This window comes from Aerosakkonema sp. BLCC-F183 (genome assembly GCF_041929145.1).
In the GTDB taxonomy this organism is placed as follows: domain Bacteria; phylum Cyanobacteriota; class Cyanobacteriia; order Cyanobacteriales; family Aerosakkonemataceae; genus Aerosakkonema.
The window spans coordinates 1-20,187 of record NZ_JBHFNU010000051.1 but is presented as its reverse complement, the minus strand read 5'-3'; the positions used below and the strand labels follow the sequence as shown (position 1 = coordinate 20,187).

Genomic DNA, 20,187 nt, shown 5'->3' with positions numbered 1-20,187 from the left:
TTTGAATCGCTTGATTACCTGAGAACTTTGATTAGTTTTCCTTTCTAGTCTAAATTTTTCTAAGGCTGAGTGTTACCCTTCTTCCGACAGATGTCAGACATTTTTTATGTTATAAATTAGCCAATATGAGCGAATTTAGAGAATGGGTATCAAGAAAAACAAGCAGCAAAACAGCAAACAGGGGTGAGTGTTAGAAATTAAAATAGATTGGCTTATGTTGTAAATATAAAAAAGAGGAAAACGGTAGAACTTGTTTCTACCGTTTTCTCATAGAATTAATTGGTTTTATGTGAAAACTCAACACTCAGAAAACATTACTTTTCAAGAACGCTGGGTGTCAAAGCTTTCTTTTGACCTTGTAAAACCTTAACCTGACCTTGTTCGTCCACATCCACTACAGCAGTATCGCCGCCGTGGATGCGTCCGGAAAGAATTTCTTCGGCGAGAACATCTTCCAACAAACGCATAATTGCGCGACGTAAAGGTCTTGCACCGTAGCTGGGATTGTAACCTTCTTGCACCAAACGATTCTTGAAGGCTTCTGTTACTTCCAGCGTGATTTCCTGTTCGGTCAGACGAGTAAATACTTCGCGCAGCATGATGTCGGCGATGCGTTTGATTTCTTCGTTGTTGAGCTGGCGGAAGACGATAATCTCGTCGATACGGTTGAGGAATTCTGGGCGGAAGTACTGTTTGAGTTCTTCGTTAACCAGGGTGCGAATGCGGTTATACTGAGCTTCAGCTTGACTTTCGGAAGCGCCATCGAAGAAACCGAGTTGGCTACCGCCTTTCTCGATTACCTTCGAGCCGATGTTGGATGTCATGATCAGCAATGTGTTCTTGAAGTCCACAGTGCGTCCCTTGGCGTCAGTCAAGCGACCGTCTTCCAAGATTTGCAGGAGCATATTAAACACATCGGGGTGGGCTTTTTCGATTTCGTCGAATAACACCACGGTGTAGGGACGACGGCGCACTGCTTCTGTGAGCTGACCGCCTTCGTTGTAGCCGACGTAACCGGGAGGGGAACCGATCAACTTGGATACGGTGTGGCGTTCCATGTATTCCGACATATCGAGTCGGATCATAGCTTCTTCAGAGCCGAAGAAGTAGGAAGCCAATGCTTTAGCTAATTCTGTCTTACCTACCCCAGTTGGGCCAGAGAAGACAAAGCTGGCGATCGGACGGTTGGGGTTCTTCAGACCGACTCTGGCGCGACGGATAGCGCGAGAAACAGCGGTGACCGCATCTTCTTGTCCGATCAAACGCTGGTGCAGGGTATCTTCCATGTGCAACAGCTTTTCGGATTCGGATTCGGTCAGCTTGTTGACGGGAACGCCAGTCCAGGATGCCACAATTTGGGCGATATCTTCCTCGGTGACAACTGGCGATAAATCTTTGTCGGTGGAGTCTGTCTTTTTGCTTTGAGAAATAGCGCGAATTTGAGCTTTGATTTCCATTTCGCGATCGCGCAATTCCCCAGCTCGATCGAAATCTTGAGATCTCACTGCATCGTCTTTTTCTTTAAGTACCTGACGCAGTTCTTTATCGAGTTCTTTTGCTGCTGGTGGCAATTGCGAGTTAATCAGACGCACCCGCGAACCGGCTTCATCAATCAAGTCAATCGCTTTATCTGGTAGATAGCGATCGGAAATATAGCGATCGGATAATTTCGCCGCCGCTGACAAAGCTTCGTCAGAAATTTTCAGTTTGTGGTGCTGTTCGTAGCGATCGCGCAAACCATATAGAATTTCGATAGTTTCTTCTACCGTTGGTTCGCCCACCATCACCGGTTGAAAGCGGCGTTCCAATGCGGCATCTCGTTCGATGTGCTTGCGGTATTCATCGAGGGTTGTCGCACCGATGCACTGGAGTTCGCCTCTAGCGAGTGCGGGTTTGAGGATATTGGCGGCGTCAATGGCACCTTCTGCGGCACCAGCACCGATGAGGGTATGCACTTCATCTATTACGAGGATGACATTGCCGGCTTGACGGATTTCATCCATGATTTTCTTGAGGCGTTCTTCAAATTCACCGCGATACTTGGTGCCTGCAACCAACAAACCGATATCCAGAGTCACGACCCGTTTTTCTTCCAAAATATCGGGTACGTCGTTGTTAGCGATGCGTTGTGCCAAACCTTCTGCGATCGCCGTTTTCCCTACACCCGGTTCCCCAATTAATACGGGGTTGTTCTTCGTGCGGCGACCCAAGATTTGGATCACCCGTTCGATTTCGCGCTGACGACCCACTACAGGATCGAGCTTACCTTCCCCAGCCATCTGAGTTAGGTTTGAGCCAAATTCATCGAGAGTTGGTGTTTTCGTGCGCCCTTGAGTTGCGCCTGGGGTTACTTCGGTATTTTCGCCCAGCATCCGAATCACTTGCGTCCGGACTTTGGAGAGGTCAACGCCTAGATTTTCCAGGACTCTTGCTGCCACGCCTTCCCCTTCCCGGATTAGGCCCAAAAGCAGGTGTTCCGTGCCGATGTAGTTATGCCCCAGTTGACGTGCTTCTTCCAGGGATAACTCCAGAACGCGCTTTGCCCGTGGAGTAAAAGGAATTTCGACAGCAACGAATCCAGAACCCCGACCAATAATTTTTTCTACTTCAATGCGAGCATCTTTTAAATTAACGCCCATTGATTTAAGTACTTTGGCGGCGACGCCGGTTCCTTCTCCAATCAGACCCAATAAGATCTGCTCTGTACCTACAAAGTTGTGTCCCAGGCGACGTGCTTCTTCCTGGGCCAACATGATTACTTTAATTGCTTTCTCTGTAAAGCGCTCAAACATGGCAGCCTTCCATCACCTGCTTAGTTCCGGTAAGCTTGATTCTAGCATAGGCAATTTGTTCGGCTGTCACACTCTTGGTGTAGAGAATTAGTACGGATAGCCGATGAGACCCTTGAGGGATTGCCAATTTTAGATTTTAAATTGGGACTCGATCCAAATAAAATTCAGTCTGAATTCTCATATCTGGAATGTCTAAATTTTTTTTATTTCTGCTGAGCTTAAATCCCAGCCATGTGCAATCAGGCGAGAGCGAACTTGCCGATCCCAGTCAGCCAAAGTTTGCTCAAAATCCGGATGTCCGAGACCGCTAAGCCAGAGAATGAGAGCATCTTTACCCGAATCCTGGTAGTAACCCCGTCGCCGTCCGGCGATCTGAAACCCAAACTTTTGGTAAAGGGATAATGCTATTTCATTATTATCTGCCACTTCCAGAGTTACTCGTGACAAAGAGCGCTTTTTAGCTGAGGATAACAGAGCCGCGAGCAGCACCATACCAAAGCCTTGAGCGCGATAGTTTGGATGTACCGCCAGAATGGTGATATGAGCTTCATCTAAAATCGCCCATAGACATCCTAGCCCCAAAAGTGTAGGTTGAGAAAGTAAGGGGGGGAGTGGGAAAGTAGAGGAGTCGGGGGATTCATTTGCAGGTTTTGCCTCGCTGCGATCGTCTTCCAGAAGAACAATAATATCGCTGTTTGGACTATCTAACTCTTTTTGATAGCCCTCCAGAGTCCAAAGTCCACCAAAACACAGTCGATCGAGTTCGACTACTGCGGGTAATAGTTCTGCGGTCAGCGGTTTTATGTTTAAAAAGTTAAGAGCCCTCAATTGTACACTGATTAACGAGACGCACTCACGCCTGTCATTCTAACGTTGGATCGTTCCCACATTATGGTATCAACTCACCCGGTAGAGGTTCGCAATTCTGGCAGTCAGTATTTGCCACCTACCACCAATACATCAGAAACTGTTTCGCCCAATCAACAACTTCTACCGCTTACAGCCAAGGTAAACAGCCGTGACTGCCTGGAAATTGGCGGTTGTGATGTAACTACTCTCGTTCGGCAATTCGGATCGCCGCTGTATATTTTGGATGAAGAAACACTGAGGACGGCTTGCCGTCAGTATCGGGATAATTTTAAGCGCTACTATCCGGGTAATTCTCAGATTGTTTATGCTTCTAAGGCTTGGAATTGCCTTGCTATTTGCGCGATCGTGGCCAGTGAAGGTTTGGCCATAGACGTTGTATCTGGTGGCGAATTATACACTGCTATCTCCGCCGGTGTCAATCCGGAATGGCTCTATTTTCACGGTAACAATAAATCCCGTGCCGAACTTGAGTTGGCCGTAGAGTCCGGCTGCACGATCGTGGTCGATAATTGGCTGGAGCTAAAAACTTTGGCTTCTTTGGCAAATACCTCCTCAGCAGTTAAAATAATGCTGCGGCTGACCCCCGGTATTGAATGCCACACCCATGAATATATCCGCACTGGCCACCTAGACAGCAAATTTGGCTTCGATCCTAACCAAGTCGATGAGGTGCTGAATTTTGTCAGCCAAGCTGCTTCGCTTTGTTGTGTGGGAATACACGCTCACATCGGCTCTCAAATCTTCGAGCTGCAACCCCATCGTGATTTGGCTGGGGTAATGGTGCAGTGGCTCGATAAAGCAGCCTCTTTGGGATTACCGGTGACGCGCTTGAATATCGGTGGTGGCTTAGGAATTTGCTACACGGAAGCAGACGATCCTCCCAGTATCGAAGCGTGGGTAAAAACGGTGAGCGAATCGATCGTCGCAACCTGCCAAGCACAGCAAGTACCTCTGCCGACACTGATGTGCGAACCGGGTCGGTCTCTGGTTGGCCCTACTTGCGTCACAGCTTACACATTGGGTAGCCGCAAAGAGGTTCCGGACATACGCACTTACCTGTCGGTTGATGGTGGTATGTCTGACAATCCCCGTCCGATTACCTACCAATCAGTTTATCGAGCTGTAGTGGCAAATCGGATGTCGGCTCCTTTAACGGAAACGTTAACAATTGCAGGGTTACACTGTGAATCGGGAGACATTCTGATCAAAGATATCCAGCTGCCTCAAACCGAACCGGGAGACATCCTCGTAGTTATGAGTACTGGTGCTTACAATTACAGTATGGCCTCCAACTACAATCGCGTGCCCAAACCAGCAGCGGTTTTAGTGAAAGATGGGGAAGCTAACGTGATCTTGCAGCGAGAAACTTATCAAGACTTGGTGCGACAGGATCGTCTCCCAGAACGACTGAAGCTAAACAGTTGATAGCAGTTATGTAGTTAGTAGTTAGTTGGCAATCACCGCTAATTGCTAACTCCTGTATAGGCGGGGAAAGCTTTCCCTGCCCCTAGCAATAGCTGTACGGGCAGATTGAGAAACCCGCCCCTACTAACCACTAACGATTAGCAAATCTAATGGGAGATGCGCTTGAGCGACTGCTGACAAACCTAAGCTGGACTCATTCCTTGCTTGATGTCGGTTTGGTTCTAGCTCTCACTTATGTGGTGCTTGTCATCATTGGTGAGCGACGCACCCTTTGGGTAGTTAGGGGATTTATTGTCCTTATGCTGGCAACGGCTGTGAGTAACAGTCTGAAGCTGGCTCTGTTGAATTTTGTGCTGGAAAAGTTGGTGGTGGGCTCTGCTGTGGCGATGGCTGTGATCTTCCAGTCCGAATTTCGTCGATTTCTCGAACAATTAGGTCGGGGGGAAATCGCGCAGCTGTTTCACTCCTCCGGGAGAACTACGGCTCAGGCAGATAGCGTGATCGATGAAATTGTCGATGCGGTTAAGGAACTTTCGCAAAACCGTATCGGTGCGCTAATTGTGATGGAAACCAGCAGTCCGATCGACGAACGAGATTTTTCTGTTCCGGGTGTAAAACTCGATGCGGAAGTGTCGAAAGAACTTTTGCAAACTATTTTCCAGACGACTACCCTATTGCACGATGGGGCGGTTTTGATTGGCGGTTCTCGGATTATGGCGGCTGGGGTGATTCTGCCGCTTTCGGAACGCACGGCTTCGCGGCAACTGGGTACGCGCCACCGGGCGGCAATGGGAATTACCGAGCGCGTCGAAAACTGCTTGTGTATTGTTGTATCTGAAGAAACGGGCTCTATTTCGCTAGCCGAAAGGGGTACTCTAAATAGACCTTTGACCAGCAGCAAACTGAAGGAACTGCTGGAGGCGCGATTCTCTTCATCGAGCGATGAGAGAGTTGTGGCTCCAAATCTGCGAACTTTAGGCCGTCAGATCGGTTCTAGGGCTCAGCTGGTCTCGCGTTTACTCCGTCTGCCATCATCGGCTTCTAGAGAAAAAAAATGACTGCTAAGCAAACTCTCTTACAAGAACTGCCTGCCGATCTAGACCGAGAACGATTGCCCAGGCACGTTGCGGTGATTATGGATGGAAATGGTCGGTGGGCTAAGCGACAGGGGCTACCTCGGATCGTGGGCCATCGCCGGGGGGTTGATGCGCTTAAGGATTTATTGCGCTGTTGTAGGGATTGGGGCGTGGAAGCGCTGACTGCCTACGCTTTTTCTACAGAGAATTGGGGACGCCCGCTGGAGGAAGTTGATTTTTTGATGACTCTGTTTGAGCGGGTGTTGCGGCAGGAGCTGCGGGAGATGATGGAGGAGAATGTTCAAATTCGGTTTGTGGGTAATTTGAATGCTCTGCCTCGATCGCTCCAAGCAGAGATTGAGCGATCGATGAACGAGACTAAGGACAATCAAGGTATTAAGTTTACTGTAGCTACTAATTACGGTGGACGCCAGGAAATTGTACAGGCAGCTCGGGCGATCGCGCATCAGGTGCAACAAGGTCTCCTGCAACCGGAACAAATTGATGAAGCGTTATTTCAAAAGTATCTTTATACTTCAGGCATTTGCGACCCGGATTTATTGATTCGCACGAGTGGGGAAATGCGGATTAGCAATTTTCTGCTCTGGCAAATGGCTTATGGGGAAATTTATATTACTGAAACTTTGTGGCCTGATTTTGACCGAGCGGAGTTTCATCGAGCTTTGTGCGATTATCAAAAACGCGATCGTCGTTTTGGGAAGGTGAAATGATTTCTGATTGCAGATTTTAGATTTAAATTATATCTAAAATCTACAATCTAAAAATCGGATTAGGGGCCAGAGAAAACCGCTGCTTCAATATCGCGACGAGTGAGGGAGTATTTGAAGGCGCGTAGGATGTCTTTACCGTTTTCTGCTGCTTCTATGTAACGCACGGTCAGTTGATCTATATCTAGACACAGTTCGGCTTTCCAGGTCGATCGCTCGACTCGCCAGCAATGCAGTTCGTTGCGGTCTTGTTCGCATCCCCGATCTCTTAGCCATTGTTCAATTTCTGGGAGGGGATGGTTATACAAAGGGGTATCGGCTGGAAGCATAGTCATGTGCAAGTGAACTACCCTCAATATAGTCGGTACTCCGACTTAGTGGGAGCTTACTCCTATGTTTGGAGTTGCACGGAATTGTCAAATTTTCAATTCTGGCGATCGGATCGATTTCTCAGTTGTGGGGTTACTGGGACTGACTTGCTGTTGTACAGTTTGATTCGACGGCGATACGGGTTGGGTCAGTCCGATGGCGATCGCTAATAGCAGACATCCCACAAAGGTAACCAGCATGATAAATAGTGCAAATATTTCGCCGGGGGAGAGGGGTCTGTCTGTGGGGTCGAGATAAGCGGAGGAAGATTCGTATCCTTTGTCGGAAACGGGTCGGTTGAGGTCTGCGGGTGGTTGAATGACGGTGACGCGGGAATAGCCGATTTTAGTATCGTAGTGTAAGCGTCGCTCTGGGTTACTGAGGGTGGCGTAGGCTTCGTTGAGTTGTTGGAATTTGGTAGTGGCGATCGCTTCTGGCAGTTCTGTAGTATCGGGATGGTAGCGTTTGCTCAGTTCTCGATACGCTCGCCGGATTTCTACTGCGGATGCAGAAGGATGTAGCCCCAGCAGGGCGTAATAACTAGAACTTAGGGGTATTCTAGTTGAAAACTGACGATTCTCTTGGTTGTGAGTTGCTCTGTTGCTTGTCACCTGAGCTTCCCTCTCCCTAGTTCTCAAAGCATCTTAACTATTTTAACTAGGTCGCGGACACAGGTTGTATGAGAGCATCTGCGACCGAGTTAAGGAACTGAATTTAGGATTAAATTGCCTATCAAAGGATGACTGTGAGGCAAATTTTCTCTCATCCTTAGACTGGGTATATTGATTTATAGAGGTTCATATCTGAGATCGGATAAGCAGATGAATGCAGGTGTAGAGTTAACCAGTACAATTGCCGGATACCGTGTGATCGAGCAACTTTACTCCGGTTCGAGAACCCTTGTTTACCGAGCCATCCGAGAAGCCGATGCCGAAGACGGCTCGGCGAAGCGCCGACGGCAGCCTGTTGTCATCAAAATTTTGCGTCGAAATTATCCTACCTTTAACGAATTGTTGCAATTTTGCAATCAGTATACCATTGCCAAAAATTTACGTCAACTTGGAGTCGTCGAACCTTATAGTTTGGAGTTTTACCGTAACAGCTATGCCCTAGTGATGGAGGATTTTGGCGGTATTTCGCTGAAAGAATACGTCCAAACTTATGACATTGAATTAAATGAGTTTTTGACAGTTGCTTTCCAGTTAAGTGAAATTCTCAACGGACTCTACTGCAAGCGAATCATTCACAAAGATATTAAGTCAGCCAACATCCTATGGCGATCGCCCGTCAAATCGTCGAAAAGCATAGCGGTTCCATTCACGTCAATTCTCGACTAGGAGAAGGAACAGAATTTATCATCACTTTACCCATTAAAGCCGAACAATAAAGTTAATTTTATTCTAGAAACCATACATAGTTATTTAGCCAACGACTCGTAGCACAGTAACCATAAAAAACAATGGCCATGAATAACTCTAACAAAAACAGCAATCCTCACGCATACATTCAAATCCCGAACTATCAAATTTTGGAAACCATTTATTCCGGAAGTCGTACTTTAGTTTATCGAGCTATCCGTACCTTAGACCAATTGCCTGTCGTCCTCAAACTACTGAAAAACGAGTACCCCACCTTCAGCGACCTAGTGAAGTTTAGCAATCAGTATACAATTGCTAAAAACCTGCATCAACCGGGAATCATTCAAACTTATAGCCTAGAACCCTATCAAAATGGCTACGTATTAGTCATGGAAGACTTTGGGGGTATTTCTTTAAAAGAATGGGCTTTGAAAAGGAAAAATGCACCATCTTTGCAAGATTTTTTAGAGGTCGCGATCGCGCTATGCGATACCTTAGACATTCTCTATCAAGAACGCATCATTCACAAAGATATCAAACCTGCAAACATCCTCATTCATCCCGAAACCCAACAAATCAAACTAATTGACTTCAGCATCGCATCTTTACTACCCAGAGAAACTCAAGAAATTCAAAACCCCAATGTATTGGAAGGTACTCTCGCTTATCTTTCTCCAGAACAAACGGGACGGATGAATCGAGCTATTGATTATCGCAGCGATTTCTATTCGTTGGGAGTGACATTCTACGAACTGTTAACCGGACAACTGCCGTTTCCAACTAACGATCCGATGGAGTTGGTGCATTGTCATATTGCCAAACAGCCTCCCTCCGCCTGCGATATCAGAACAGATATCCCCCTGATGTTAGGTGAAATCATCCGCAAACTGATGGCAAAGAATGCGGAAGATCGCTATCAAAGCGCGATCGGATTGAAGCATGACTTGCTCAAATGCCAGCAGGAGTCGCAAGCTACAGGTCAGTATACTTGGTTCGAGTTAGGAGAGCGAGATTTCAGCGATCGCTTTGCCATTCCCGAAAAACTCTACGGACGGGAACGAGAAGTACAGACGCTACTGGAAACTTTTGGTAGGGTTGCTAATGGAGCCTTGGAGCTAATGCTGGTGGCGGGTTTTTCCGGTATTGGTAAAACTGCCGTCGTCAACGAAGTTCACAAACCGATCGTGCGTTGGAATGGCTACTTCATTAAAGGCAAATACGAGCAGTTCAACCGCAACATTCCCTTTTGGGCTTTCGTGCAAGCCTTTCGGGATTTAATGGCACAACTGCTCAGTGAAACCGACGAGCAACTGCAAGTATGGAAAGAGAAGATTTTATCGGCTTTAGGTCAAAACGGGCAAGTCCTAATCGAGGTGATGCCAGAACTCGAACAAATTATCGGTAAACAACCGCCCGTACCCGAACTTTCCAGCCATGCCGCCCAGAATCGCTTCAACTTGCTGTTTCAGAAATTTATTAGCTTATTCGCTACCCTAGAGCATCCGCTGACGATCTTCCTCGATGACTTGCAGTGGGCAGATTCAGCTTCCCTTAACCTGATCGAGTTGCTGATGAGTGAAGGCGATCGCGGTTATCTATTTATTATCGGCGCTTATCGGGATAACGAAGTTTTTCCCGCCCATCCCCTGATTTTGACCTTAGAAGAGATTAAAAAAACTGGCGCTACGATCGATACTTTAACTCTGGCACCCTTGAGCCGATCGGATATCAATTATCTGATTGCTGATACTTTAAGTTGTGCGATCGAACTAGCACAGCCGCTGGCAGAATTGGTCTATCAAAAAACTCAGGGCAATCCCTTTTTTACCGCCCAATTTCTCAAATCCTTACACGAGGAAGGCTATATTACCTTTAATTCGCAAGTGGCATACTGGCAGTGCGACATGACCGCAGTGCGATCGCTTTCCCTTACAGATGATGTTGTAGAATTCATGGCGCAGCAACTTTTGAAATTGCCCTCGGAAACTCAAAATATTTTGAAATTAGCAGCTTGTATCGGTAACTCTTTTGATTTAAATACTTTAGCGATCGTCAATGAAAAATCTCAAACCGAAACGGCAGCAGATTTGTGGAAAGCACTGCAAGAAGGCTTGATTTTACCGATTACAGAAGTATACAAGTTTTTCCAGCCAGGGGAAAAGACCCAAACGCAAGTTACAGAATTACCTTCGATTTCTTATCGTTTTCTGCACGATCGCGTTCAACAAGCCGCTTATGCGCTAATTTTAGACGATCGAAAACAGACAACGCACTTAAAAATTGGGCAACTGCTACTAAACAATAGAGCCAGCGCAGAATTAGACGAAGATTTGTTTGAAATTGTCAATCAACTTAATATCGGTAAATCCTTAATTGTCGAACCATCGCAAAAAATCCAACTAATCGAACTCAATTTGCAAGCAGCACGCAAAGCCAGAGCCGCCACAGCTTATGCAGCCTCGTATCAGTATGCCACGACAGGTATTAGCTTGCTAAATTTCCCCAACGTTGAAGAGAACTCAGGCTGGCAAACACACTACAACCTCACTCTAGAACTACACGATCTAGCAGCGGAAACCGCTTACCTCAACGGTGATTTTGCCGGGATGGAGCGATGGGCAGATATCGTTCTCAAACAAGCGAAAAATACCGTTGAGAAAATGAAAGTTTATGCTGTCAAAATCCAAGCTTATATGGCGCAAATTAAAAATCTAGAAGCCGTCAAAATTGGATTAGAAGCTCTAGAACTATTGGGGGTGAGTTTACCTGAATCCGCCGAGCCATCAAATATTCAGCAAGCACTCACTCACACGGCAACCAAATTAGAGGGTAAGAAAATCGAGGATTTACTCGACCTCCCGTTAATGACAGATGTCGAAAAGCTAGCAGCTGCCAGGATGTTAACAATTATGTTTACTCCTACCTATCAAGCTGCTCCTACATTGTTACCGTTAGTTGTATGTGAATTGATGAATTTATTGCTCGACTATGGTAATTCACCCTTTTCTAGTTCGGGTTTTGCTTTTCATGGTTTGCTGTTAAATGCAGTATTTCAGGATATTGATTCGGGCTATAAATTCGGCAGGTTAGCTCTCGGTATAGCGAAACAATTCAATGCTCCCGATATCAAAGCATTTGTATTCCATTTGGTAGGAGCCTGTGCGATTTACGGCAAAGTTCACCTGAGCGAAACATTACCAATTCTTCGGGAAGGTTACGAAAGCGGACTGGAAGGTGGCAATTTTGAACAGGCTGGCTATGCGGCAATGGTTAAATACGAACACGCCTATTTTATGGGAAAAGAATTAGGCATCATAGCACCTGATATGGCACGTATTAATGACGCTCTAACTCGGCTCGAACAAGAAATTTCTTTAGGTTGGCATAAAATCACGCAACAAGCAGTCTCAAATTTGTTGAATATCTCAGAAAATCCCTGCTCTTTTCAAGGGGAGTTTTATAACGAAGAAACATCTTTATTACGGCAGGAAGAAACCAGCGATCGAGTTGGAATTGGTTATTTTTACATTAACAAAGTAATTATTTGTTGTTTATTTGAAGACTATCAACAAGCCAGAGAAAACGCTTTGAAAGCCGAACAGTATTTAGAGCGACTGCAAGGAAGTTTTTCAGTTTTACTATTTTATTTCTATGATTCTTTGGCTCACTTAGCCATCTATCCATCTGTACCAGATGCTGAAAAAGAAGACTTTTTAAATCGAGTCGCAAACAACCAGCAAAAGCTGAAGAAGTGGGTAGATAGTGCGCCGATGAATTTTTCGCACAAATTTCTTTTAGTCGAAGCACAAAAAGAGCAAGTGCTAGGTAACAAAGCCGAAGCAATTAACTATTACGATCGCGCGATCGCTCAAGCCAAAGCTAACGGCTACATCCAAGAAGAAGCTTTAGCCAACGAACTCGCTGCCAAGTTCTACCTCGACTGGGACAAACAGCGGATTGCGAGAGAATACATGATTGAAGCTTACTACGGCTATACCCGATGGGGCGCTAAAGCTAAGGTTGCCGATCTGGAAACTCGCTACGCACAACTGCTGACACCCATCCTTCAGCAGAAGCGTTCTACCCTCTCCGTTAACGAAACTGTCTTTGCAACGACAAAGGTAACTTCCACCAGTTCCTCTAGCAGCCTCTCTGATTCTCTCGATTTAGCTACCATTCTCAAAGCTTCTCAAACTATCTCAGGTGAAATCGAACTGGAAAAACTACTTTCATCATTGCTGGCGATCGCGATCGAAAACGCGGGGGCTGATAAGTGCGTATTAATGCTTTCCGAATCCGGTAATTTACTGGTGCGGGGATTAGCCAAACTAGAGCTAAATAACGATGAAAATTCCGAGGTCGATCGGTTTTCCATCTTGACTACTCGACAGCCAGTTGAAGAGTTGATCGACATCCCAGTTGGGTTGATTAATACCGTGAAACGCTCCTTAAAACCCGTGGTGATTTCTGATGCTAAAATTCATCCGCAATTAATTAGTGAACCATATATTCAGCAACAACAAACCAAGAGTATTTTGTGTAGTCCGATTTTACATCAAGGGAAGTTGTTGGGAGTTTTGTATCTAGAAAATAATTTAGCAATGGGGGCGTTTACTGAGGAACGAGTGCAACTACTAAACTTACTGTGCGCTCAAGCTGCTATTTCTCTAGAAAATGCGGGACTGTACGAGCGATCGCAGCAATATTCCCAACAGCTAGAACAAGCTTTACATGACTTGCAGCAAACCCAATTGCAAATGATTCAAAGCGAAAAAATGTCAGCATTAGGCAACTTAGTTGCTGGTGTCGCACATGAAATTAATAACCCAGTCGGCTTTATTTCCGGCAATTTGAACGAAACTAAATCCTCGGTGCGAGACTTAGTGGAACATTTAAATTTGTATCGCAACCAAGCATCTGCTACCGAAATTGCCGACCATGCAAAAGAGATCGATCTAGAATATCTGATTGAAGACGTAACTAAAATAATTGATTCGATGCAATTGGGTTGCGATCGCCTCCGCAACATTAGCACTTCACTCCGCATTTTCTCGCGCTCTGACAAAGATTACAAAGTACCATTTAACGTTCATGAAGGTATTGATAGCACGATTTTAATTCTCAAACATCGTCTGAAAGCAAACGAGCAACGTCCGGCAATTAAAGTGATGACCAACTATGGCGATTTACCTCAGATCGAGTGTTTTCCCGGACAATTAAATCAGGTTTTTATAAATATTATAGCTAATGCTATTGATGCTATAGATGAATCAAATATCGGTCGAAGCTTTGCAGAAATTAAAGCCAAACCTAACCTGATTACAATTACCACATCTGCTGAAAAAGAGCGGGTAAAAATCGCGATCGCTGATAATGGTCGGGGAATGTCAGAGGAAGTTAAAAGCCAGATTTTCGACCATCTATTTACTACTAAATCCGTGGGGAAAGGGACGGGATTGGGATTGGCGATCGCGCGTCAAATCGTAGTAGAAAAACATGGCGGTTCGCTCGATTGTTCTTCTCAGTCAGGAGAAGGTACTGAATTTATAATTTATCTGCCAATTAAAACTAAAAATGCTTAAATTAGGTGCAGGTAAATAAATGTGAGCATAATTTAAATCGACATTAAATAACTCAATAACTATTCAACCATTAAGTTTTGATGTAAATTGTTTGCCTGCAATCCGCTATAATACCAAATCCGCTTCTATGACCCCCGTTCCGTTATGCCGAAATGCTGTAGGGACAATTCATGAATTGTCCTTACAATAAAATGACCAAAGATTAAAGGGGGTAGCAAACCCGGATTTGGTATAAAACAGCTAAATTCACTACTTTTTCACCAAACTTTTGTATAATAGTTATTCATCCAGGTAATCAAGAAAGAAATGTTAATTTATCTTCATAAATTGTTAGACAAATATTTTTTAACAGAAGAAATTTGTCTAGGCAATTTTACTCTCCTATATTGGTTATTGGCAGAATCCAAAAATACTGAAACATCAACTGTAATCCATAATTTACTGCGATTAAACTTTAATAAAATAATCTTATTTCGCGCTCGATATAGCCGGAATAACGTATAGGCGATCGAGCAATAATACTCCGCACACTCGATCTCCTTGACATGGAGAAAGAAAAATAATTGTAGTCGAAAAATATCAGAGGAGTATCGAAGTTTAGTCAACTGTTGGTCGCGGAACTCAGTTCTGCATCCGACTGCCAATTTAACCATAGCTATCTTCTCAAATCAGTAACAACTTCAAGCCAAACAACCAAACAAGTAAGTAACAGGGAAATCATTATGAATCTGACTGGATATCAACTCAAGACAGAACTATATAACGGTTCGAGAACTTTAGTTTATCGTGGTGAACGCGAGGCGGACTCGCTACCCGTGGCGATCAAACTAATGAAAAATTTCTATCCTAGTTTCAGCGAATTAGTGCAATTCCGCAATCAGTATACGCTCGCCAAAAATCTCAATTCACCGTTAATTATCCAAACCTATAGTTTAGAAACTTATCAAAATGGTTATGCTTTGGTAATGGAAGATTTCGGCGGAGTTGCCTTATCGAATTATTTCAAATTACGAGAAAAATTACCACCCCAATTGCTGCCAGAATTTTTGTCGCTCGCTCTAGTTCTGTGCGATGCCATAGATTTATTGTACCGAGAACGAGTAATTCACAAAGATATCAAACCTAGCAACATTTTGATTAATCCCCAAACCAAAGAAGTTAAATTAATTGACTTTAGTATTGCATCATTGTTACCCAGAGAAACCCAAACTCTCTTAAACCCCAATGTACTCGAAGGCACATTAGCATATATTTCTCCCGAACAAACTGGCAGAATGAATCGGGGCATTGATTATCGAACAGATTTTTATTCATTAGGTATAACTTTTTACGAAATCCTGACGGGAGAGTTACCGTTTCAATCAAACGAGCCGATGGAGTTGGTGCATTGTCACATTGCTAAACAGCCCAAGTTAGTGCATGAAATCAATCCAGATATTCCGGCTGTTCTATCAGAAATCGTCTCGAAATTGATGGCAAAAAATGCCGAAGACCGCTATCAAAGCGCATTAGGACTGAAATGGGATCTAGAACAATGCTGGCAGCAATTGCAAACAAAAGGTTGTATTGAAGCTTTTACTATTGCACAAAGAGATTTGTGCGATCGCTTCATCATCCCCGATAAACTCTATGGTAGAGAAACCGAAGTAGAAATCCTCCTCCAAGCATTCGATCGCGTAGCGTCTCCGAAGGAGAATCGAGTCAGCCAAGGCGCAACAGAAATGATGCTGGTGGCTGGGTTTTCTGGGATTGGGAAAACCGCAGTTATTAACGAAGTACATAAACCGATTGTCAGGCAACGTGGCTACTTCATCAAAGGCAAATACGACCAATTCAAGCGCAACATTCCTTTGAGTGCTTTTGTGCAGTCTTTTCGCGACTTGATGTCACAACTATTAAGTGAAAGCGATACTCAGCTAACGCAGTGGAAACAGAAAATCTTAGAGGCTGTTGGTGAAAATGGGCAAGTTTTAATAGATGTGATTCCCGAACTCGAACAAATTATTGGCAAACAACCACCTGCTGCTGAACTCTCTGGGAGTGCAGCTTTAAACCGCTTCAACTTGTTATTTAGCAAATTCATCGCCGTGTTTGCGACAGTCGAACATCCGTTAGTCATTTTCATAGATGACTTGCAGTGGGCAGATTCCGCTTCACTCAACTTAATACAGGTGTTGATGAGTCAAAGCGAAGTCGGGTATCTGTTCATCATCGGAGCTTATCGAGATAACGAAGTTTCAAAAGCACATCCTTTGATGTTGATGCTAGAGGAGATTGAAAAAGCTTCAGCAATTGTCAATACCCTGACTTTAAATCCTTTGAGTCAAACCCATATTAATGATTTGGTAGCTGACACCCTCAGTTGTTCGCTAATCACAGCACTACCACTGACAGAGTTAGTCTATCAAAAAACCAAAGGCAATCCCTTCTTTGCCACCCAATTTATCAAAGCTTTGCATGAGGATGGATACATTACCTTTGACCCCCCTCAGTCCCTCCTTGCTAAGGGGGGAAGAGAAGGGGGGTGGCAGTGCGATATTGCAGTAGTAAAAACACTGGCGCTCACTGATGATGTCGTGCAGTTCATGGCTCTTCAATTGCAAAAGTTGCCCGATGAAACTCAAAATGTCCTCAAACTGGCTGCCTGTATTGGCGCACAATTTGATTTAGAAACCTTGGCGATTGTCTGTGAACGCTCACTCTCAGAGCTTGGAGTAGATTTGTGGAAAGCACTGCAAGAAGGATTAATTCTACCGATTAGTGAAATCTATAAATTTTATCAACCCTCGAAGCTCAGTTCAGAAGTTGCCGAACACAATACCTTTAACTGCGCTTACAGATTTTTGCACGATCGCGTCCAACAAGCGGCTTATTCTCTAATTCCTGACGACCAAAAAACAGCAACTCATTTCCAAATCGGACAGTTACTGCGAGAAAATTTATCCGAGCCAGAACTTGAAGAAAAACTGTTTGATATTGTGGGGCATTTGAATTTAGCAATTGAGTTAATTACTCAACCACAGGAACGCGAGGCATTAGCAAAACTGAATTTGCAAGCAGGAGTCAAGGCGAAAAATTCCACAGCTTACGCCGCCGCCAGAGTTTATTTGCAAACGGGGCTAAAGCTACTCCAAACAAACTGCTGGCAACATCAGTATGAATTGACTTTGAATCTGTATGTGACGGGGGCGGAAGTTGCTTATTTAAATGGTGATTTTGAGGGTATGGAACAGCTTGCCGCATTGGTATTGCAGCAAGCACAGACAATTTTCGACAAAGTGAAAATCTCCGAAATTCAAATCGCGGCCCAAATGGCCCAGAGCCAAATATTAGAGGCGATCGCAATCGGAAGAGCTGCACTGAGTCAACTAGGGGTGGATTTCCCCAGTACAGCAGATGAAGCCCAAATCGCCAAAGTACTAGAAGAGCTTGCCAGCCTTGAGGGCAGCAAAAATCCATCTGCCCTAGTTAATTTACCCAAAATGAGCGATCGCACTGCAATCGCTGCGATGCAAATATTAGGAATGTTGTATGCACCCGTGTTGCTGGGAATGCCAGGGTTACTGCCCCTATTGAGCGCAACGATGGTGAAGTTATCGCTCTCCTTTGGCAATGCCCCCGCCTCAACGGTAGGATATGCACTGCATGGCATGGTGCTGTGTGCCTTTTTCGGCGAAGTCAAAACAGGCTACGAGTTTGGGCGATTAGCGCTGTTGTTGCTGGAGAAGTTGAATGCTCGGGACATGAAGTCCGTCACTCTAAACTTGTTTGGAGCTTCCATCCAACATCACCAGCAAGCGCTTTTGGCAACGCTACCGACGTTCAAAGGTGGCTACACCAGTGGCATAGAAACAGGCGATTTTCTCTACGCGGGCTACGACATAGCAGGTTACGCTTATAGTGCGTTTTTCGCGGGTGTAGAGGTGGAGGTGTTGTCATCAGAATTGACTGCTTACAATGCTTTCCTAGCTCAGATCAAACAAGAATCCGCACATACTTATTCGGATATGGTGTTGCAAACGCTCTTGCATTTGAGAGAAACGGTGAGCCAACCCGATTGCTTAACTGGCACTATCTACGATGAAACGGTGATGCTGCCAAAGCACCACCAGGATAACGATCTTACCTCGATCGCTATGGTCTACACCTACAAACTGCTGCTTGCTTGCTACTTTGGCAATTATCAAGCCGCTGTGGACTACATCATCCAAGGCAAGTCCTATTTGATGGGAGTATCAGGATCGGTTTTTATTCCGATTTTCCATTTTTATGCCGCCCTCACTCATCTAGCAATCTACCCCAGCCAACCAGAATTAGAACAAGCCGAGCTACTTGCTAGTGCCGTAACTCATCAAACTACTCTCTATCAATGGGCGCAAAATGCCCCAATGAATCATTTGCATAAATGGTATCTCGTGGAAGCTGAACGTCATCGAGTTTTAGGTGAAAAAGCCGCAGCTAGTGAATGTTACGATCGAGCCATCAGTCTTGCTCAAGAACATCAGTTCATCAACGAACAAGCCTTAGCCAACGAACTAGCAGCAAAGTTTTACCTGGAGTGGGGCAAACAGCGCATAGCTGGGGAATATCTGATTGAAGCTTACTACGGTTATGCCCGTTGGGGAGCCAAAGCCAAAGTCGCAGACTTAGAAAAACGCTATCGGCAATTACTCGCCCCCATATTACAGCAAAGCCGTTCTGTTATTTCTACTAATGAAACTATCTTTACCTTGGGGACTGTCACCTCCACCAGTTCCGCAACTTCCAGCAGTAGTGTCTCAGATACCCTAGATTTAAAAGCGATTCTCAAAGCTTTTCAAACTATCTCAAGTGAAATCGAACTCGAAAAACTGCTGGCATCGTTACTGAGAATCGTCATTGAAAATGCTGGGGCTGATAAATGTGTATTAATGCTGTTGCAAGACAGTCACTTGCTAATTAAAGGCTCAATTACTCAGGAAACACAGCCAGTTGTGTTGCAGAACCTTCGAGTTGAAGAGAGTCAAGATATCCCCCACAAACTCATTTACAAAGTCAAGCACAGTAATCAAACTGTTGTGTTGATTGATGCAACAGCAGATCCGATTTTAGCGAATGACCCGTATATTGTGCGCCAACAGCCTCAGAGCATCTTGTGCAGCCCGATTTTGCATCAGGGTAAGTTAATGGGTATTTTATATCTGGAGAATAATTTAACCACAGGTGCATTTACCAGCGATCGCGTTGAACTCCTAACTTTACTTTGTACTCAAGCTGCTATCTCCCTAGAAAATGCCGGACTTTACGAGCGATCGCAAGCTTATGCTCACCAGCTAGAGCGAGCCTTACATGACTTGCAGCAAAGCCAATTGCAAATGATTCAAAGCGAAAAGATGTCGGCTTTGGGTAATTTAGTTGCAGGGGTGGCTCACGAAATTAATAACCCTGTTGGCTTCCTTACTGGCAATATTACCCCAGCCTTAGATTACATCAACGATTTGTTTGAATTGCTCGATTTAGTGCAACAAAAATATCCCCAACTACATCCAGAGATTCAAGAGGAAATAGAAACCATTGAACTTGACTATATTCGAGAAGACTTACCCAAGTTAGTTGAATCGATGCGAGAAGGTGTGAAGCGGATTCAAGACATTAGCGTGAGTCTCAGAAATTTTTCTCGTGCTGATAGCGATTATCCTGTAGCTTGTAATATCCATGATGGGATTAATAGCACTATATTAATCCTCAAACATCGTCTGAAAGCTAATGAATTTCGCCCGGAAATTCAAGTGATTAAAGACTATGGCGCTCTCCCCGAAGTGGAATGCTATGCGGGACAGCTTAATCAAGTATTTATGAATATCTTGGCTAATGCGATCGATGCTTTAGAGGAATCAAATCTGGGACGCACTTTTGCAGAGATTAAGGCAAACCCCAATCAAATTAGCATTCAAACATCCTTAGTAGATAACCAGGTAGAGATTCGGATTGCCGATAATGGTAAAGGC

At 44.7% G+C, this 20,187-nt stretch carries 12 protein-coding genes; 7 read left to right on the top strand and 5 right to left on the bottom strand.

Annotation, left to right across the window (positions count from 1 at the left end; genetic code table 11):
* Nucleotides 1-314 precede the first annotated feature (314 nt).
* The 3 genes from ACE1CD_RS15280 to rimI form a co-directional block, all read right to left on the bottom strand.
* Complete coding sequence (locus tag ACE1CD_RS15280; protein ID WP_374795675.1) at nucleotides 315-2,792, bottom strand: ATP-dependent Clp protease ATP-binding subunit; 2,478 nt, start codon at nucleotides 2,790-2,792, stop codon at nucleotides 315-317.
* Nucleotides 2,785-2,919, bottom strand: coding sequence for a hypothetical protein (locus ACE1CD_RS15275; protein WP_374795676.1), 135 nt, complete (start codon nucleotides 2,917-2,919; stop codon nucleotides 2,785-2,787). Before ACE1CD_RS15275 ends, ACE1CD_RS15280 begins: the two co-directional genes overlap by 8 nt.
* A gap of 65 nt (nucleotides 2,920-2,984) precedes the next feature.
* Entirely contained in the window at nucleotides 2,985-3,620 is a 636-nt protein-coding gene (gene rimI / locus ACE1CD_RS15270) for a ribosomal protein S18-alanine N-acetyltransferase (protein ID WP_374795677.1), read from the bottom strand.
* A gap of 63 nt (nucleotides 3,621-3,683) precedes the next feature.
* Here rimI and lysA point away from each other — a divergent pair, with 63 nt between their 5' ends.
* The 3 genes from lysA to ACE1CD_RS15255 all read left to right on the top strand — a co-directional run bounded on the left by lysA (nucleotide 3,684) and on the right by ACE1CD_RS15255 (nucleotide 6,894).
* Nucleotides 3,684-5,087, top strand: a complete 1,404-nt coding sequence (gene lysA / locus ACE1CD_RS15265) for a diaminopimelate decarboxylase (protein ID WP_374795678.1) — start codon at nucleotides 3,684-3,686, stop codon at nucleotides 5,085-5,087.
* Between the two features lie 149 nt (nucleotides 5,088-5,236).
* Nucleotides 5,237-6,145, top strand: coding sequence for a diadenylate cyclase CdaA (cdaA, locus tag ACE1CD_RS15260; RefSeq protein WP_374795679.1), 909 nt, complete (start codon nucleotides 5,237-5,239; stop codon nucleotides 6,143-6,145).
* A complete protein-coding gene (locus ACE1CD_RS15255; protein WP_374795680.1) occupies nucleotides 6,142-6,894 on the top strand; it encodes an isoprenyl transferase in 753 nt (250 codons plus the stop codon). Before cdaA ends, ACE1CD_RS15255 begins: the two co-directional genes overlap by 4 nt.
* A 59-nt stretch (nucleotides 6,895-6,953) precedes the next feature.
* Here the strand turns inward: ACE1CD_RS15255 and ACE1CD_RS15250 are convergent, their stop codons facing one another.
* Both ACE1CD_RS15250 and ACE1CD_RS15245 read right to left on the bottom strand, forming a co-directional pair.
* A complete protein-coding gene (locus tag ACE1CD_RS15250) occupies nucleotides 6,954-7,226 on the bottom strand; it encodes a DUF3143 domain-containing protein (protein ID WP_374795681.1) in 273 nt (90 codons plus the stop codon).
* A gap of 81 nt (nucleotides 7,227-7,307) precedes the next feature.
* The gene (locus ACE1CD_RS15245; protein WP_374795682.1) at nucleotides 7,308-7,871 is read right to left on the bottom strand and encodes a J domain-containing protein; all 564 of its coding nucleotides are present in this window, start codon (nucleotides 7,869-7,871) and stop codon (nucleotides 7,308-7,310) included.
* Between the two features lie 210 nt (nucleotides 7,872-8,081).
* On the opposite strand from ACE1CD_RS15245, the gene ACE1CD_RS15240 reads away from it, so the two are divergent.
* The 4 genes from ACE1CD_RS15240 to ACE1CD_RS15225 all read left to right on the top strand — a co-directional run.
* Complete coding sequence (locus ACE1CD_RS15240; RefSeq protein ID WP_374795683.1) at nucleotides 8,082-8,597, top strand: protein kinase; 516 nt, start codon at nucleotides 8,082-8,084, stop codon at nucleotides 8,595-8,597.
* Nucleotides 8,576-8,647 (top strand): hypothetical protein, encoded by a 72-nt coding sequence (locus ACE1CD_RS15235; protein ID WP_374795687.1) that lies wholly within the window; start codon nucleotides 8,576-8,578, stop codon nucleotides 8,645-8,647. The genes ACE1CD_RS15240 and ACE1CD_RS15235 overlap by 22 nt, the downstream gene beginning before the upstream one ends.
* A gap of 78 nt (nucleotides 8,648-8,725) precedes the next feature.
* Complete coding sequence (locus tag ACE1CD_RS15230; protein WP_374825204.1) at nucleotides 8,726-14,200, top strand: AAA family ATPase; 5,475 nt, start codon at nucleotides 8,726-8,728, stop codon at nucleotides 14,198-14,200.
* Nucleotides 14,201-14,922: 722 nt separating this feature from the next.
* On the top strand, nucleotides 14,923-20,187 hold a 5,265-nt coding region (locus tag ACE1CD_RS15225; RefSeq protein WP_374825202.1), incomplete at its 3' end, for an AAA family ATPase.

Excerpts from the sequence above, each read along its gene's own strand:
- ACE1CD_RS15280 (WP_374795675.1), bottom strand. The coding sequence starts at position 2,792 with ATGTTTGAGCGCTTTACAGAGAAAGCAATTAAAGTAATCATGTTGGCC.
- lysA (WP_374795678.1), top strand. The coding sequence starts at position 3,684 with ATGGTATCAACTCACCCGGTAGAGGTTCGCAATTCTGGCAGTCAGTAT.
- cdaA (WP_374795679.1), top strand. The coding sequence starts at position 5,237 with ATGGGAGATGCGCTTGAGCGACTGCTGACAAACCTAAGCTGGACTCAT.
- ACE1CD_RS15255 (WP_374795680.1), top strand. The coding sequence starts at position 6,142 with ATGACTGCTAAGCAAACTCTCTTACAAGAACTGCCTGCCGATCTAGAC.
- ACE1CD_RS15250 (WP_374795681.1), bottom strand. The coding sequence starts at position 7,226 with ATGACTATGCTTCCAGCCGATACCCCTTTGTATAACCATCCCCTCCCA.
- ACE1CD_RS15240 (WP_374795683.1), top strand. The coding sequence starts at position 8,082 with ATGAATGCAGGTGTAGAGTTAACCAGTACAATTGCCGGATACCGTGTG.
- ACE1CD_RS15230 (WP_374825204.1), top strand. The coding sequence starts at position 8,726 with ATGAATAACTCTAACAAAAACAGCAATCCTCACGCATACATTCAAATC.